The 17467-nt window shown below is 62.3% G+C and carries 9 protein-coding genes; all 9 read right to left on the bottom strand.

The annotated features are described in order from the left end of the window. Positions 1-241: 241 nt before the first annotated feature. A complete protein-coding gene (locus ACWHTU_RS10775) occupies positions 242-1609 on the bottom strand; it encodes a bifunctional folylpolyglutamate synthase/dihydrofolate synthase (RefSeq protein WP_447859356.1) in 1368 nt (455 codons plus the stop codon). 16 nt (positions 1610-1625) lie between these two features. Continuing rightward, positions 1626-4961, bottom strand: coding sequence for a DUF2309 domain-containing protein (locus tag ACWHTU_RS10770; RefSeq protein ID WP_447859355.1), 3336 nt, complete (start codon positions 4959-4961; stop codon positions 1626-1628). A gap of 332 nt (positions 4962-5293) precedes the next feature. Further along, the gene (locus tag ACWHTU_RS10765) at positions 5294-6292 is read right to left on the bottom strand and encodes an L-threonylcarbamoyladenylate synthase (RefSeq protein ID WP_447859354.1); all 999 of its coding nucleotides are present in this window, start codon (positions 6290-6292) and stop codon (positions 5294-5296) included. 305 nt (positions 6293-6597) lie between these two features. Continuing rightward, positions 6598-7410 carry a sulfate adenylyltransferase subunit CysD gene (gene cysD / locus ACWHTU_RS10760; RefSeq protein WP_447863348.1) on the bottom strand — a complete coding sequence of 271 codons (813 nt, stop codon included), beginning with the start codon at positions 7408-7410 and terminating at the stop codon, positions 6598-6600. Positions 7411-7561: 151 nt separating this feature from the next. After that, the gene (locus ACWHTU_RS10755; RefSeq protein WP_447859353.1) at positions 7562-9946 is read right to left on the bottom strand and encodes a hypothetical protein; all 2385 of its coding nucleotides are present in this window, start codon (positions 9944-9946) and stop codon (positions 7562-7564) included. Between the two features lie 423 nt (positions 9947-10369). Further along, positions 10370-11773 (bottom strand): sigma-54-dependent transcriptional regulator, encoded by a 1404-nt coding sequence (locus tag ACWHTU_RS10750; RefSeq protein ID WP_447859352.1) that lies wholly within the window; start codon positions 11771-11773, stop codon positions 10370-10372. Position 11774: 1 nt separating this feature from the next. After that, a complete protein-coding gene (locus ACWHTU_RS10745; protein ID WP_447859351.1) occupies positions 11775-13772 on the bottom strand; it encodes a PAS domain S-box protein in 1998 nt (665 codons plus the stop codon). 132 nt (positions 13773-13904) lie between these two features. Beyond that, entirely contained in the window at positions 13905-14234 is a 330-nt protein-coding gene (locus ACWHTU_RS10740) for a P-II family nitrogen regulator (protein ID WP_447859350.1), read from the bottom strand. Beyond that, entirely contained in the window at positions 14158-17463 is a 3306-nt protein-coding gene (locus tag ACWHTU_RS10735) for a DUF2309 domain-containing protein (RefSeq protein ID WP_447859349.1), read from the bottom strand. The genes ACWHTU_RS10740 and ACWHTU_RS10735 overlap by 77 nt, the downstream gene beginning before the upstream one ends. Positions 17464-17467: the final 4 nt, after the last annotated feature.

The following is a 17467-nucleotide window of genomic DNA, read 5'->3' as shown; positions in this document are numbered from 1 at the left end:
CCTCCCTTAAGCAGCAAGGGCGATCGGACCATCCGCTCCCCTTTGGCAGGCTGACCATGTGCAAATGCGATTCCACGGGCCTGCGCAAGCCCAAAATAGGAGGAGGCCAGAGGGAGACCGCGGACTTCGCGGTTTCGAAGGGATCGGAAGGGGCACGAAGTTCCGTCATGAGCGGCCCTTGGCGTGCGGAAACACACGCACCGGGCGATGCGCCGTGCACGCGCGCTCGCGATCCTTATCCTTATGTTGACTCGCGGCCGACCCGGCTGGCGGCATTCGCTTTGGCGAGGCGCCAACAATAGCCGGCAAGCTGGGTAGAACCCGTTACCACGACTTGGCCTTGAGAACCGGCTGCGACGACGGCTCGGGAAAAGGCAACATCGGGGTCTTCCAGAACCTCGGCAGCGGCAGAGGTCCGCGATCGCCATAGTTCTGCGAGAACCTGCGGGGGGACGGAGGCCGCATGCGGACAAGAGGTGAAAATGGCTCGGTCGGCTCCCGCATCAGCGAGATGGCGAATCATCTTCTCGTACTCTTTCTTGGGATCGATCGAGATGACCAGCACGCTTCGGCGACCTTCGAAGGTGCTTCGAAGCATCGAAGCCAGACTGGCCGCGGCTGCCGCATTGTGCGCGCCGTCCAACAACACCACCGGAGCGCCGGGCACCACCTCGCAACAGGCGCTGAGTTCGATTTGTTCGAACACCGCGCGAAGAGCCGCTTCATCGAGGTCGGGCACCAATCCGCGGCGCCGCAGTGTGTCATAGGCGGCCAGCGCATGAGCGGCGTTCGTGGCCATGAAGGCGGCCGGAGAATTCATCTCCACGTCGCGCCAGACCCGCTGACCGACCCTGAACGAGGCACGGGCTTTCAGGCCCAGGCGGGTAAAATTCACGACCTCATATTCTTGGCCGATCAACAGAATGGGAGCTTTGATGTCTGCGGCGCGCGTCATGACGACAGCGCGCGGCCCATCGGGCATCGTTCCGCACACGACCGGCGTGAACGGCTTAATGATCCCGGCTTTCTCGGCGGCGATCTGCTCCAGGGTGTCACCGAGCACATCCATGTGGTCGTAATCCACGTTCGTAATGACCGAGACTTCCGGCGCGATCACATTGGTCGCGTCCTGCCGGCCGCCAATACCGACTTCGATGATGGCATAGTCCACCTTGGCCAGACGAAAGGCAAAGAACGCCGCAGCGGTGAGAAACTCGAACGGGCTGAGTTCAACCCCCTCCCAATCCATGAACGGTTTGACATGATTGCAAGCGTCAACGAACTCCTGCTCGCTGATTGGTCGGCCGTTGACGGAAATGCGCTCACGATGCGTGCCAAAATACGGGCTGCTGTAGAGACCGACGGTCATCCCGCTTCTTTGAAGCAGCGCCGCGATCATGCGGCAGACCGTCGTCTTGCCGTTGGTCCCGGTCACGTGCACGGACCGATACTTCCGGTCCGGTCGGCCGAGATCGTGAAGGCATCGCGATATCGCACCGAAACTCACCGTGCCATCCGACGGCCTGCCGTTCAGGATGCAGGTGGTTTCGATCTTACGGAGGAAATCCGTGATCTGCTCATAGGATGAAGAGGGGAGGGCCGGATACATGGGAAACCCCTCGGTGTTACAACGAAACATATGACTCCCTTCCCGCCCCCTCATGAATGAAGGGCGCGGCGACAGGCTCGTCACCCGGTTGTGCGATCATTGCTGCGGAAATAACCGTCCATCCGGCTGCGGGGTCGTAGCGATAGAACCGGTCTTCAGTCGGCTCCAGCGCGACCAGTCTGAGCCATCCGTTGGCGAACAGCGTCTTCAGAAACAGTTGACGATCGAGGATCGTCATGATCCGTCCGAGCGGAGCTTCAATGAGCGCGGTGAGACGCATCGGTTCGTGATAAGGACGCGCGCCGTTCATGACCGACTGCACCGGCAGCCCCATACGGAGGTCGCTTTGGTTTCCCGTCATGACCCCGATGCGACCGGTGACGTTGTGATAGACCTTGCTGCCGCTGCCGTACACCCCCGGGTCCACCGTCGAGAAGTAATACTCCAGGTTGATCCATTGGGCGACGATCAACGGTGCCGTCATGATGATTTCCAGCAGCTTGCCGTCTTGGTCCAAAGTGTGATCGTACGAATGCAGGAACGCTCGCCCTTCCAAGTCGATTCCCTGGGTCAATCGGCGTCGACCGATGATAAACACGCTGTTTCTAGCCAGTCCCCATTCCGGGCGCACTTCGGCCCAATCGAGGCTGCACCGTTCCACCGCCCGTACACAGCCCCGGGGAGCATTGGAAGGCGGAGACATGGACAATCTCGCCCATCGTTCCGTCGCTGCCGCGGTGCCGGCCTCTTGCACATCGTGCAAGAGCTGCGCGAGATCTTTTCGGTGGGTCGACGGCACATCTTCCAGGTCCACGATCCGGACCCGATCCGTCGTGGTGTCGTGAAGCGCGGCGAGGAAATGGGTGTCCGCCGGGATCATAAGCCCCCGTTGAGCCAGCACCTCACGGACCTGCGGCCGGTTGGCGATCATGGCGAACGTCCGCGCGTTCGGCAGACCGGAACTGCCTCCGCAGGCTCCGCAGTCCAGAGCCGACTCATACGGATTATTCTGCGAGGTGCTGCTATGGCCGCAGAGCACCACGAGGCGGGCGAACGGCCCGGTCAGGCCCATGAGCCGCAACGAGGTCTCCACATAGTACGCCTGTTCGGTGAGCGTGAATCCGGTCTGCGTGATCCGATCAAACCGAGCGTGCGCGGCGCGCGGCGTCAAACGGCACTCCCGGCGCAGTTCCTCCATCACGGCCCTTTCGCGAGCCGGGTTTATCGCCAGGAGTTGGGCGAGCGCTCCCGGCACTATCGCGGTCTCCGGATCGGTCTCCAACGCCTGCTGGCGGATGCTTTCTAGAACGTGGACGGTCAGCCGGCTGCCGGCGATGTGGAATCGTCCCCGCAGCCATCGCGCAATCTGCAGCCGTTGTTCGGCAGCCACCATGGCCTCCGCTTCCGGTATCCCAAGTTTGTCGACCGTCAGCGTGGTCGCGACCGCGGGCATCATGACGGTGTTGAACCACTGTTCCAGGCGGTGATACGCCTGCGGCCACAAGGTCTTTCCGAGCAAGGGCACCCCCAGGAACCAGCCGACGGCTTCGACCATGACATAGGGGGTGATGACATTGTGTTTGAGGTCGTGGAGCAACTCCCTCCAGAATTTGGCAAATCGCGCCCTTCTTTTGCGCTGTTGCGCACGTTCGCCGTGATAGGCCCGCGGCACTTCCCGGATTAAATGTTTGGGCTTCAGCAGGACGGGACAGAGCGCCGACTCATGGAGTTCGTCCAATGACCGGTAGGACATGGGTAACCCGAAAAATCCGGCAAACCCAAAGGTCTCGTATCCGCCGCGCTGCTCGAGATGCCGTCGCAACACCTCGGATCGTATGTCGATACAGAAGACCCACTGTGCCAGCGGCCGAGCCGGATCGCGGGATCCTGACCGCAGGTCGCCTCGGCAGACCGGCGGCCTGATAAGTTGTCGCAGGACATGATTCTGGTGCGTCAGTTCATAGGCTTCGAGCCATTTCAAAGCGTGCAGTCGGGGAGGAAACGCTAGGAGCCAATCAAGGAGCGTCGAAAGATCACTCGGTGAAGTCATCGCGATCAAGTCAGTTTTCATCCCCTGAGTCTCCGCCAGGCGGACGATCAGACGCGCCTGTTCCGCGATGAATTCTTCGCGGCGAAGGCGACGGTACGTGTCGATCCAGCGTCGGCCCATTTCTTCCCATGTTCGCGGGTCCGCGCGCCGCCACCGCCGCCGGAGACGGGCGGCCTCCAGCCGGGCTTCGTGCGGCAGGCGACCTGATAGAAGCGCTCTCCTGAACCACACCGCATGGGGAAATTGCCTCGCATAGTCCCGGATGGAATCGACATCCCCTGAACACGCCAACGCCGTTCGGCAGGCAACTGTCACCAGTTCCCGCTCATAAAAAAGGCGCACCGCGAGATACATGATCAGGTCAATCCGATAAAAATCCTGCCAGGGATACGCAGTTTGTTCGGCCCGCCATTTGATCAGCCCGGCCCATCCTGGCAAGGCGGCGAGATGCAACGACAGGTACTCTTGCCACGCCGGTTTGGGTACTCCGAGCCTCCTCAGCGAGTGAAGCAGTGCGTCCTCCGGACAGTCGGGCAGGGCGCTCAGCTTCTCCGCCGCCCGTTTGATTCCTATCCAGGCCAATCCGACATCGTACCGGGCCGCCGCTTTCCACGCGCGGAAAAATGTCTGTGCCCGGTGAGGCATCGGCCACGCCGCTTCTCCTTCGTCGCAGAAAGCCGCGCACCACTTGACCATCTGTCGATTCATGTGATCGATGACGGCGGTCCCCAACGTTCGATCGCACCACGCCGCCAGCGTTTCCCGACAAAGCCAGTCGTCGCTTTCGAACCGGTTGAGGTCGTTGACCGGATCCGGCACATGTTGCGCCGCGACCTCGTACGTCCACCGAATCACGCGGTTGATATCGTGTGGCGACTGTTCCCGACGGCTCTCGCCACTTGATGACAATTCGTCAAACGGCCGAACATGCAAGCCATGGATCAGTGCCGTCCGAAGCACATCCAGATGGGACAGCCGGCGATCGCCAAACTGGATATGTTTGTCGGAGGCCAGTGGCCGCAATACTTCGTCGACGTCGAGGGAACGGATACGGCCGCGCAAAAATTCTTCCCGGTACAGATTCAGAGGCAGATACCCCCGCCCGCCGAATAATTGTTCGCCCCGCCGGACGGCTTCTTCAAATTTCAGGTGTTCCAACCCCTGCAGCGGGTTTCGCGAGATGAAGGTGCGCATCGGCCAGAGCTTGGCGACGACTTCTCCTGCGAGATTCACATGGGAGCGCAGCTCCATTCGCTGAGCATCCGTATAGGGTTCAGCCATGCTGTCCGGTGCGTTCGTCATTCGCACAGTCTCCTGTTTGCGCCGATGCGGGTAGCAAGAACAAGGCCGAATCCTTCTTTGCATCGCGGTTCGTGCGGAACTCTCTGAAGGTGAAAGAAAAACGTGGACGTTTCGTCTCGCTCACGGTTGTCGAAAGAAATTTGCGCGTGCCGCACGTCGTGCAGTGATACACGTGACGTGCGGAGCTGCACGTGACAAGGAAGTCAACGGGGTAGGGGAATCGTCGAAGAGAAGAAGGGACTCTGATTTCAGCTATCGTGCAAACCGCGACGGAGACGCAAGTGGTGGGATGGGTTTCCTCGCCATGAGGATATCTTCTTTCGCCTTCTCGATCATAGAGAAGGCTCTTCGGATTGAATCGTCGCAGCGCAGCGGCGGAGTCGATCCATGATAGCCAAGCCGAGCCCCTGTTCCTCGCAAGGCTCCGCATACAAACGATCAAGCCCCAGCGCGTCCAGCTTGCGTAACGCGGCAAAGAGGTTTCGTGCTACTTCGGGAAGGTGGCCAGAAGAAGACAGCACTTCCACGAACGCGTAGCCATTCCGGCTCACCGGATCGGACATCGCCAGCAGCCCGGCTCGCTCACCGGTTCTCAGCGGGCGCGCGCCTCGCGCGGGCAAGATGGTGAGCGGCGTGCGTGTCGCGTAGTGGCGGGCGAGCCGGCCCGGCACCGGCGGCCGTCGATCGCTTCCGCCGCGGCACACGAGGGAACCGATGATGGCCTCAATGTCCGAAAGCGGCAGAGCACCCGGTCGGAGGAGCTCCGGCTGATCACCCACCATCGATACGATGGTGGATTCCAAGCCGATCGGGCACGGGCCTCCGTCCAGAATCAGATCAATCCGATCGCCCAACGCCTGCCATACATGCTCGGCGGTGGTCGGGCTGACATAACTGAAAGGATTGGCGCTCGGTGCGGCGATCGGCACGCCCGCTTCCCTGATCAGCGCCTGCGCGACCGGATGGGCTGGCATCCGAATTGCGACGGTGGGAAGCCCTGCTGTCACGAGATCGGGGACGTTCTCACGCTTCCGCAGGACCAAGGTCAGCGGCCCAGGCCAGAATGCATCCATCAGCCGGTGCTCGCCGGGGTTGAATGCATGGACCAGGCGATCGAGAGACGACAATGCCCCAATATGCACGATGAGGGGATCAAACGACGGACGCTGCTTGACCTCAAACACCCGCGCCACCGCTTCGGGATTCAGCGCGTCGCAGCCGAGTCCATACACCGTTTCGGTCGGAAAGGCGACAAGGCCGCCATTCCGGATCACTTCTGCCGCCAGCCGAACGGCCGCCGGATCAGAAGCAGGGAGCATTTCAGTGCGCATCTTCTCGACAGTCACTCGTTCACCGGCCGATGGTCCAGGATGTCCAGCGCCTTGCGACCCGATGAGACTTCCAGCAGGTCCCGGCGCGAGTCCGCGAGTAAATGTTCTCACACCGCCTGTACCCGTCGACCCTTCACATGGATTGCCTGCCCTGACCAGTCAGGCCAACTGGGCGACTCCGCGCAACGGAACATGCGCTCGCGCGCGAAGACCCGATCGGTCTGGACTTGCCGGTTCAACCCCTCAAATTGATCCGGCCGTCCAGAAGGGCCTGGACGGTGACCGGCGACGGGAACGGCGCTTACTTACATATGTCCCAGCTTCCGCAGCACTTCCATCCCGCGCCCTTCATCCTGCGCCCGACCGGCTCGCTCCGCAATGGTGGTCGTTCGCAATTCCGCGATGATCTGCGACACGGAGGCAGCGCGGGATGCCACGGCTCCAGTACAGGGCACGCAACCGAGGCTGCGATAGCGGGTGCCGTTGCCTCGGTCGAAATACAACTCCGGCAAGGGGATCTGTTCCAGCTCGATGTATTCCCAGATGTTCAGCTCGGTCCAATCGAGGAGCGGGTGAACCCGAACATGGGAGCCCGCAGGAAACGCCGTCTGATATTGATCCCAGAATTCGGGCGGCTGGTCGCGAAAATCCCATTCTCCGTGCTTGTCCCGCAAAGAAAAGTACCGCTCTTTCGCTCTGGTCCCTTCTTCGTCGGCGCGGATGCCCAGGATGATGGCGGTCCAACCGTGCGCCGCGATGGTTTGCTTGAGTGCCTCGATCTTCAGCGAGGTGCAACAGGTCACACGGCCGCGGTTCGGCCCCATGCCGGCGGCCAGCGCCTGGGCGTTTTGGCCCACCACGAGATTCAGCCGCCACTCACGGCAAAGCCTGTCCCGATAGTCGATCAACTCGGGCATTTCGTAGCCCGTATCGATATGCACCAACGGAAAGGGCACATGGCCGAAGAAAGCCTTGCGAGCCAGCCATAGGAGAACCGTCGAGTCCTTGCCCATTGACCACAACATCGCCAAGTCGTCGAAGTGGTGATACGCTTCGCGGAGGATATAGACGCTTTGGTCCTCCAGCGCGCGCAAGTGCCCCTTCGCGCAGTCCCTCATATCCAGTTCATCCCGTTCCACAAAAAGCTTCGCCTCCGAGGAATCGACATGCGGAGAATGAATCGGCGATTCCCAGGTCCACAAGCCTATTGCCGGGCCGCCTGAAGAACCGACTGGCTAGGCTTGTCAGGCCGCTGCGGGGTTTCCCCGCTCAATATGCCGCCGCCGGTGAAAGCGGCTCGTTCGAGACCAGCTTCAAAATCCGAAATCCATCGAACTTCGCGGTCCCGCTCCCCATCGAGATCAGACCGACCCGCCCGCCTTGTTGGACCGGTTCATCCGAAACCGCCAAAACCTCCGCTCCATCGAAGAACAGGGCGAGACGCGGCCGGCTGAGATGGGCGAAGTTTTCTCGCTGAATACGTAGCAGGTGCCACGCACCGGGTTTCGGCTTGACCGCGGCTGTGCCAAGCAGTTTCATCCGTCCTTGCTCAATCCGATGGATCGCCACCTCGGTCATCGTGGGGTTCACCGTCGCCGCATAGATGGTCTTCCCATTCTGTTCGCCCACGGCAATCCCCGCTCGGCCTTTGTGTCCCTCGCCAAGCTTGAGCCGAACCGTCACGTCCACATAGCCGAAGGCTGCCTCTTCGGTCAGCAGCGCGTGCACGCAATCGGTCTCCGAGCAGACGGCATGATGCGTCAGCACCTGAGGCGCGCTGGGTGCCTCAGGATCGACCTCGATACGCCAGTCGGCCCGGTTGCCATGGACCTCGTCCGAAATGAGAAATCCCCGCGGAGCCGAGCCGGGCGGCTCGTTGTCGAACTCCCACACGCGAAGCAGATCCTGCGTCGGAGGGTTCGCATGGACGGCGACATCCAGCACTTCCTGGGAACGGACGGGAGAGGGCAGTGTCACCTCCGTTCCTTCCGGCACCAGGGCCTTGACCAGATCATTGCCCACCAAATGGGCCCAGACGCCGACCATCCCGACCGGAAGCGGAACACGGTCATGCCAGTGTTTGACGAGACGAACCCTGTCTTGCACGGTGCTCGGGGTGCGGTCAAGTGACAGCGTTTCCAGCAGAAGCAGGGCTTGTGCCGCCGTCATTTTGTCCAAAGGATCTTCCACCAACTCCAACGCCTGCTCCGCCTCGCGGCGGGCGAGGTCATGCCACGGATGGGCATACCGGCGATTCCAGGCCAGCCATTGAACACGGTCCCAGGCCATTTCCGAGAGGAGAGCGCCGCGCCTTGTGCCGTCCGCCGCGGTTGCCTCCTTGAGCAGTTGTTCGTGCATCGCCAACGCCGCCTCCGCGTCACCGTTCCATCGATACAACGCTCCCAGCCGACGACGGATCTCCGGAGTCACCGCATCGCTGTTCACGACGATCTCCAACGCGGCGATGGCGCCATACAACGCCTCAGCGGCGGGTTCCTCTCCCGTCGTCACAGCAGTGAGTTCCTGGCGCCAGGTCGGCGCCTGAATATTCCAATACAGCTCAGCCAGACGGCGCTTGACAGCCTTATCGGCTGCGTTCATGCCGCTTTTCTTCAGGCCCTCGTCTAGAAACGATTCGAATAACTCAGTCCCCAGCAGGCGGTTCGCCTCGGCCTCGTCAGGGTCTATGAGCAGGAGTCGCTTCAGCAGCGCCAGCCGATCACTCCGGATGGAGGAATGTTTGGCTCGTTCGAGCCCGGCTCGAAAGTGTTCCGCCGCCTCCCGTTTGGTCCACCAGCGTGCCGAGCCGACAACCAATCCTCCCTTGATCGAAGGCTCAACGGACGGGGCACCTGGACGTTCGAAGGCGCGCCCGATGTTATCGGGATCAAGACCGTACCGTGCCCCGGGGATTTGAGGCGCATCGGTCAGCGCCTCGTTGACCACCGCCGAGTCACGCACATACCCGAGTTTTTGCAACCCGCTGACGACAACGAACCGAACGTCAACCTCTCGGACAGGGCCATAGCGGCGAATCTGTCCGCTCGCCCACCACACTTCGCCCGGCTTGAGTGCCAACGGAGCGGTGAGAGGGTCGGGATAGGTGACGCGGACTTCGACCAGCGTGCCACGCACGGCGACCGGATCGTTACTTTTTTCCTGAATCGCGATTGATCGAGCGGGCCAAACCTTTTTCACGGTGATTTTGGGCGTCGTTTCCTTGACGACAGCGGGCGACACAAAGATCCCCGGCGGATAGTTCTTCCAGCTATCCGCCTGACGATGCGTCTCCGCAATCAATCCGAAACCGATCCCACGACCCACCGCACCGAAGATGCCCGTTTCCGGTTCGTCGTCCACGAGGGCGCGATGGGCCTTCATCGTGTCATCCCAGCAGACCTTGTCGGTGTCTGGCGGCGCTCCCGGTTGGCGGTGACGCGCCAGACAGCCAAGATCGAACGCGGCCCACTCCGCCACCTTTCCTGCCGCCATAGCCTCCACATACTGCGTGACAAGGCGGGCCGGATCCATGCCGGCCCGTTTGGCCTGCTTGTTTTGGGCCGTCATGTCGGCTGCTCTGCCCGGCATTGACAATCCGAGCAGCAAAATCATCATGCCCACTCCGATGCGGGCGAATGCCGTTGCGGATCTCATGGTTCTCTTGCCTCCAAAGCTTTAACACCCCGGTGTCTTGCGCAGAGCTGGATCCCGCTGCGCTGCATAAGAAGATCGTGCATGGCCCGTCTACGTCGGATCCAAGTGATGGACAACCCGCCCTTCTCCTGCGGTATCCCGCTCATCCTGTTTGTAACAACCATGTGTGCAAGCGGAGTTCCAAAGTTCGACGAAGCCTGTTCAGGGAAGAACGAGGTGCAACTCAGCTTGACTGCTCATCAGGTGGCCGACCATCCTCGCACTGGTTGGAAACGCACCGTGGGAATCGCACAACGTTGATCCACCGCCGTGTGCGCACACACGACCAGCACGGACGTTCGTGCGACTTCGCACCGGGCAGTTCCGGGATGGAACAGCCAAGCCTTCTTGAACCTTATCACTTGTCAAAGCGTGCGCCTTCAATCACTGTTTCTTCCGGCGGCGGTCCAGCATCCAGCGGGTGATCCCCAAATACTTGGCAGCCTGCGTCTTGTTCCCCTCCGACCGCTGCAGCACCTCGGCGATGATCCGATCTTCCAGATCCGCCAAGGATTGTTCCCCGACACGGAACCGGATCTGCACGGTCATCGGATCGTCCGAACCTCCATCGGCTGGCTGGGCTCTCGAGGGAGTTCCAAAGACTGGCCCGGTCGTTCCCTGGAGGTCGGATGGAAAGTGGACCGCTTCGAGTTGGTCTCCGGAGCAGAACAGCACGGCGCGTTCGATCAAATTGCTTAGCTCACGCACGTTGCCCGGGAACTGGTACGTCCCCAGGACGACTTGGGCGCTTTCCCCCAGCGCGCGAACCGGTTTTTTGAGTGCCAGGGCGGAGCGGGCAAGAAATTGCTCCGCCAACGGAATGATATCCTCGCGGCGGTCCCGCAGGGGCGGCACGGTCAAGGTCACGACGTTGAGCCTGTAGTAGAGGTCCTCGCGGAACTCGCCTTTCGCGACCGCCTCTTTAAGATTGCGGTTGGTCGCGGCCATGAATCGAACGTCGACCGGAATGCTCGTCGCGCCGCCGACCCGGCGCAGCGTCCGCTCTTCGAGCACCCGCAACAACTTGGCCTGCAACGGGAGGGGCAGGTCGCCGATCTCGTCGAATAAGACGGTGCCGCCTTCGGCCATCTCGATCAAACCGCATTTCCTAGCCGAGGCTCCGGTGAAGGAGCCTTTCTCGTGGCCGAACAACTCGCTTTCGAACAACTCGCGCGGGATCGACGGACAATCAACCTCGACGCAAGGCTTGTCGGCCCGGGCGCTGTTGAAGTGAATCACGCGACCGACGTACTGCTTGCCAGAACCTGTTTCGCCCTGCAGGAGCACTGTCACCCGGTCGTTCTTGGCGAGCTCCCGCACCTGCTGCAGGAAGGCCTGGGTGATAGGACTCTTGGCGACCATGCGATCGAGGGCATAGCGATCCGTGTCCTGACCGCTGTGCAGTTGCACCTGCCGGCGCAGCGCGAGCAAATCCGTGGCGCGACCCAGCGCGTGCAGGAGATCGTCCATGTCGATGGACTTGGCAACGAAATCGAAGGCGCCGAGCCGCATCGCGTCGACCGCATCCTTCACGGTGCCCCTGGCCGTCAGGAGAATGACGAGAAGATTCGGGAAAACCTGTTTGACGCGGGTCAGCACGTCCAGACCGGAGAGATTCGGCATGAGGAGATCGAGCACCAGAATATCGGGCTCGTAGGCGCGGAGCATCGCGAGGGCTTCCTCTCCCGATCCGGCGGTCTGCACCAGGTATCCGTGGTCGGCCAGCCTTAGCGCGAAGGCTTCCCGAACGGACTCTTCATCCTCCACCAACAGGATTTGCCATGCCATACTACCCCTTCAACGGAAGCCAGATTTCGACGACCGCTCCGCTGCCTGGAGGACTGGAAATGGCCAACTGGCCGCCGTGCCGTTCCACGATGTCCTGAGTGATGGTCAGGCCAAGGCCAACTCCCTTCGCCTTGCCGCTCGTGAAAAACGGTTCATAGATGTGTTTTAGATCCTCCGGAGGGATCCCTTTTCCTGTGTCCGCGAACGTGACGAGCACGCCGGCGGTCCGACGGGTGTCCCGTTTCATGGCGATCGTCAGATCGCCGCCGTTGGGCATCGCCTCGATCGCGTTCATGGCGATGTTCAGATAGACCTGCTGAATGTGGGCTCGCGAGACTTCCGCCGGCGGGAGATCCGCTTCCAAATCTTTTTTCACGGCGATGCGGTGTTTGATCAGATTCGGCCGGAGCAGGGTTAAGGTGTCGTCGAGCAGGGCCGGCAGATCGCACGGCCGCAGGTCGAAGGGCCGCGGCCGGAGCTGTCCCAGATGCGATTCTAAGAGTTCGTCGATCCGCGCGGCTTCACGGGCGATGAGGCGGCACCGATCCCGCGCGGCCGGCGGCAGCGTGTCCTGCTCGGCCAAATGCATGGCGAGACTCCCGAGGCCAATCAACGGATTGCGGATTTCGTGCAGAATCCCGCCGGCGAGCTGGCCGACGAGTTTCACCTGCTCCGTATGACGCAGCGCCTCCAGCATCCGCTCCCGCTCGCTCAGATCGGTGAGAATCGCCAAGTAGTACCGGATCGCTCCGTCCGGATCCTTCACCGGGCTTACGCTTTCCCACACTAGGAACTCGGAGCCGTCCTTGCGCCGGTTGACGAAGCGGTCCACGAACGCGTGTCCCGAGCGGATCGCCTGCCACAACCGTTCGTAGAACTCCGGGGCGTGCTTCCCGGATTTCAGGACTGCCGGAGTCCGTCCGATCACCTCCTCCCGCTTCCATCCCGTCATCCGCTCCATCGCTGGGTTCCACTCGAGCAAACGGCCTTCCGTGTCGGTCAGCATGATGCCGTCCTGCACCAGCTCGAACAACCGATGGTAGAGCTGCAACTGGGTTTCCTCCCGGCGCCACCGCTCCAAAACCGTGGCTACGGTGTTCGCCACGGAGCACAGAAACTCCAACTCTTTGTCGGAAAATTCCCGGACACTTTTGCAATGGGCGCCCATGACGCCGTAGACGCGGTCCTGGACCATCATGGGGGCGCTCATGCCCGAAATCCCGCCATGCTCAGACAGAAGCCGGGACGGCGTGAAGCGGGTTTCGTGGCGGAGATCGCGAACGACGACCGGACGGCGCTCCCGGATAGCATAGCCGGCCTGCGAGTGGGTCCCCCCTTCGACGGTCAGGCTACCGATCAATCCTTCCCGCCAGCCGACCCCTGCCACGAGGTAGAGGTGTTCGTCGGATTCCCGTGGAATTAGAATCTTACACAGCTCGACGCCGAGGGTCTCCGCGGTCAGCCGAACCGCTTCGTTCATGATTTCCTGGACTGCCACCCCGCTGACCGCCAGTGCGCCGATCCGGGCGAGCACCGATTGGAACCGGGCGGCCTGGGACGCCTCATGCGCGAGCAGGGTGCGCTCGGTGACGTCCTGAAGGACCAGGAGCACGCCCGCGCCGCCGTGATAGGGAACCACGTTGAAACGGCATTCATAGACGAGCGGCCGGCCCTGACGATCGGTCAGACGATATTCCTTGACGCTGCGGGCTCCGAGCAGCTCTCGACTCCAGGCGTTGGCTTCGGCAAAAAGACGCGCACGAAGAGTCTGGGACACGGCAGCCTGCTCGGCAGCCGATGGCAACGGCTCGGCCTCTCCTGCAGTTGGAGCGTCGAGGAGTTCGCCGAAGCGCGCGTTCTCGTAGATCAGGATCCCCTGGGAGACGAAACAGAGACCCCCGTCGATGCAGTCGCCGACCCAGGCCAGCACTTCCGCGGCGGCGACTTCCGATTGGGTCAACAGCGGCGGCTTCGGTCGTGGACGTCTGGCTGGCGACATGCGCTCCATGCTCGCTCAGGCGACAGGGATGAACGGCAGACCGATTCTGCCGCCGGGGACAGTATACTGGCCCGATCCGGAGACAGTCGAGTGAGCACCGGCCGCGACCGCAGCACGCGTCATTGATCCGGGTTATTTAGCGACGAAATGCTCGCGGCGGCTGACCGCCACGTCGCTGACGAACATGGCGCCGGAATGCTTGTTGAAAAGCGGGCCTAGGCCGGCCAGGATCGGCTCGACCTTCTCCTCCGGCACAACAGTGAACACAATCACCTGGCTGCTGGTATCGTTGAACAGCAGGTGACCCTCGTGAAAGCCGTGGTGCCCCTTGCCCGACACATTATTGATGATCGTATAGCCGGTGGCGCCGACGCGGTCCAGGAGGTCAGTGACAAATTTCAAGTGTTCGCCCTGCACGACGATCTTGATTTCCTTCATCGGATGCAACGTCAAGCCGATCATGGTGTGCTCCTCTTCGTATCCATCCGCCGGCGCGGTCATAGTGGTGGAACTCGCCGTCCCGCGGGTCGAGCGCCGCGAGCGCGACCCATCCCAGATTGAACAATTGTTTGAGCAACGGGTGGCGGTCGATGATCGCGGTGATGCGCTCGCGCGGTGCCTCGATGACGGCGAGCAAGCGCATCGGTTCGTGATAGGGCAGCCGGCCGCTCAGGACCGTCTGGGCGGGCAGCCCGATGCGCAAGTCGCTCCACACGCCGGTCATCACGCCGATCCGGCCGACCACGTTGTGATACACCTTGCTGCCGCTGCCGTAGACTTCGTTGTCGACGGTCGAGAAATAATGTTCCATGTTGATCCACTGTGCGACCACCAGCGGCGCGGTCATGATGGTTTCCAGCAGTTTGCCGGAGGCGTCCTGTCGATGGTCGTACGAATGCAGAAAGGCGCGCCCCTGCAGGTCGACCGGCTGGGACAAGGCCCGTCGCCCGATGATCATGAGGCTGTTCCGAGACAGTCCCCATTCCGGCCGGACCTCTGCCCAGTCGCGGCTTCGTCGTTGAGCCTGTCGCCGCGCCGCCCAGGGGTCAAGCGGGGCCGTCGGTCCATCGAGCGCGCGGCCGCGCTCCAGCGCGGTCCGAGCGCCGGCTTCTTCCAAATCCTCCATAAGCCGCTGCAGATCCTTGCGGTGCGTCGCCGGCACATCCTCCAGATCGACGATGCGGACGGTGTCGGCCGTGGTGTCGTGCTGCGCCGCAAAGAAATGCGTGTCGCTCGGAATCGCGATCCCGCGCGCCTGCAGCAACTCCCGCACGGCGGGCTTGTTCGCCATCGCGGCGATGACCCGCGCGTTGGAGAGTCCCTGATTTCCTCCGCAGGCCCCGCAGTCGAGGGCGGACTCGTAGGGATTGTTGTCCGAGGTGCTGCCGTGCGCGCAGAACAGCACCACACGCGCGAAGTTGGACGACAGCCCCGTTAAGCGGAGCGCAGCTTCGACATAATATGCCTGCTCGGTGATGGTGAACCCGGTTTGGGTAATGCGCTGCAGCCGTTCGGAAATCCCGCGCGGACTGATCCGATGGTGTTCGCGCAGTTCCCGGTAGAAGGCTTCTTCCTCCTCCGGAGTCAGGCGCAGGACGCTCGCCACTTCCCCGTCGGGGCCGTTCGCCTGGCCGAGGGCTTTTTTCCGAATCTTGTCCAGCAACGCGGGAGAGAGGGCTGCGCCCGTCAGGCCGAACCGTTCGCGCAGCAGCTCCCGAATCCGGGCCTGCTGTTCGGCCGCCACCATTTCTTCCGCTTCTTCCCGGGTGAGCTTCTCAACCGTCAAGGTCGTCGCCACGGATGGGATCAGGAGCCGTTTCACCCATCGGCTCGCGGCCTCGTACCAAACGGGGAGCAGTGTCTTCCCGAAAAGGGGCAAGCTGAAGAACCATCCGAGGGCCTCGACCATGACGTAGGGCGTGACGACGTTTCCCTTCAAATCATGCAGCAGGGCGTGCGCCGCCTCGCTGAGCCGCGCCGCCGTCTTGTGACGCTCGGCGACTGCTCCGTGATAACTGCGGGGCACCTCGCGAACCCGATTTTTCGGTTTCAGCAGGACCGGGCAGTGGGAGACGGCGTAGGATGCGTTGAAGGGCTGATAGTCCAGCGGCACGCCGAAAAAGCCAGCGAGTCCCAGCGTTTCATAGCCCCCGCGATGTTCCAGGTGCCGGCGGAACACCTCGGACCGCACGTCGATGCAAAACACGACTTGAGCGAGCGGTCTCGACGGTGGGTCCTGATCCGGGACCGGCGCAGCCGCGGAACTCCGGCGGGCGGCCGCGGCGAGGCGGTCCAGCATGTCGCGGCGATGGCTTGCCTCGAAGGCTTCGAGCCAGTGTCGGCCGTGCTCCGAAGGCGGAAACCCGTCGAGCCAGTCGAGCACCGTCCGGACGTCGGAGGGAGGAGTTGACTCGATGGCGTCCGGATCGATCGAGAGCGCCCGCGCGAGGCGCACCAGGGAACGGGCCGCCGCCTGCGGTGCATTCCGGGTCTCTTGTTCGAGGCGCCGCTCGTATTGACGACGGCCTTCATCTTCCCAGGCGGTCTGGTCGTGCCGACGGCGGGAGCGAGCGAGCCGTCGGACACACGCGAACTCGGCTCCAGACAGGCGTCCTGCCACCCATTCCCGTCGCAGCCAACAGGCGTGCGGGTGTTGGTCGATGAACCGCCGAATTTCCTCGTAGTCGCCGGGCAGACCGAGGCGATCGCGGCAGATCCATTCCACCAGCTCGCGCTCGTAAAACAGGCGGACCGCCAGATAGTTCACCAGATCGACAGGATATTGCTCCTGCCAGGGGAATCCGGTCTGATTCGCCCGCCACTTGATGTAGCCGGTCCATCCCGGCAGGGCGGCGAGATGCAGGGTCAGATAGGCTTCCCACGCCGCCTTGGGAAGTTTCAGATGCGTTAAGCTTTCCAGGATCGCATCCTCCGGCCGGTCCGGCAGAGCCCGAATCTTCCGGGCCGCGTGGCGAATGCCAATCAGACGAAGGGCAGCGTCATGTTGCGCCAGGGTTTTCCAGGCCAGGTAAAAGGTTCGCTCCCGGTACGGCATCGACCAACTCGCCTCGCCCTCGTCCAGGAAGGCTGCGCACCACGTCGTCATTTCCCGATTGATGATCTCTGCAATCGTCGAGCCGACGGTCCAGTCGCACCACGCGCTCAACGTTTCTCGCGTCGCGAGGGCGTCCGCGTTCTCCGGCGTCGATGGGAACCGGGCGCGAATGCCTTGCATGACCGAGGTCGCCAGCAGCCAGGACGCGACCTTCGCGACGGTATCCCGATCGTCCTCGTCCTCGCCGCGACGGCCCTGAGGAGCCGGTTCCGTCACGCCATGGATCATGGAGGCGGCCAGCACGTCCAGGTGCGAAACAGACCGTCCCGCAAACGCGGCCTGTTTGTCCGAGACAAGAGGCCGAAGAGCCGCCCGCACATCTTCGACGCAAATGCGCCCGCTCTGCAGGTAGGCGCGATAGGTGTCGTTGCTCAGGTATCCTCGCCCGCCGAATACCTGTGCGCCCCGTTCGACGGCCTGCTCGAATGGCAGGATTTCCAATCCATGGAGTGGGTTGTGGTGGATGAAGGTCCGCATCGGCCAATAGGGCGAGATGACCTCTCCGGCCAGCTGGACGTAGGAGCGCAGCTCCATCCGCTGCGCGTCGGTGAATCCATGTGAACCCCGGGTTGTCATCCTG

The sequence above is a fragment of the Nitrospira calida genome (genome assembly GCF_976986435.1).
This window is presented reverse-complemented; position numbering and strand designations above follow the sequence as displayed.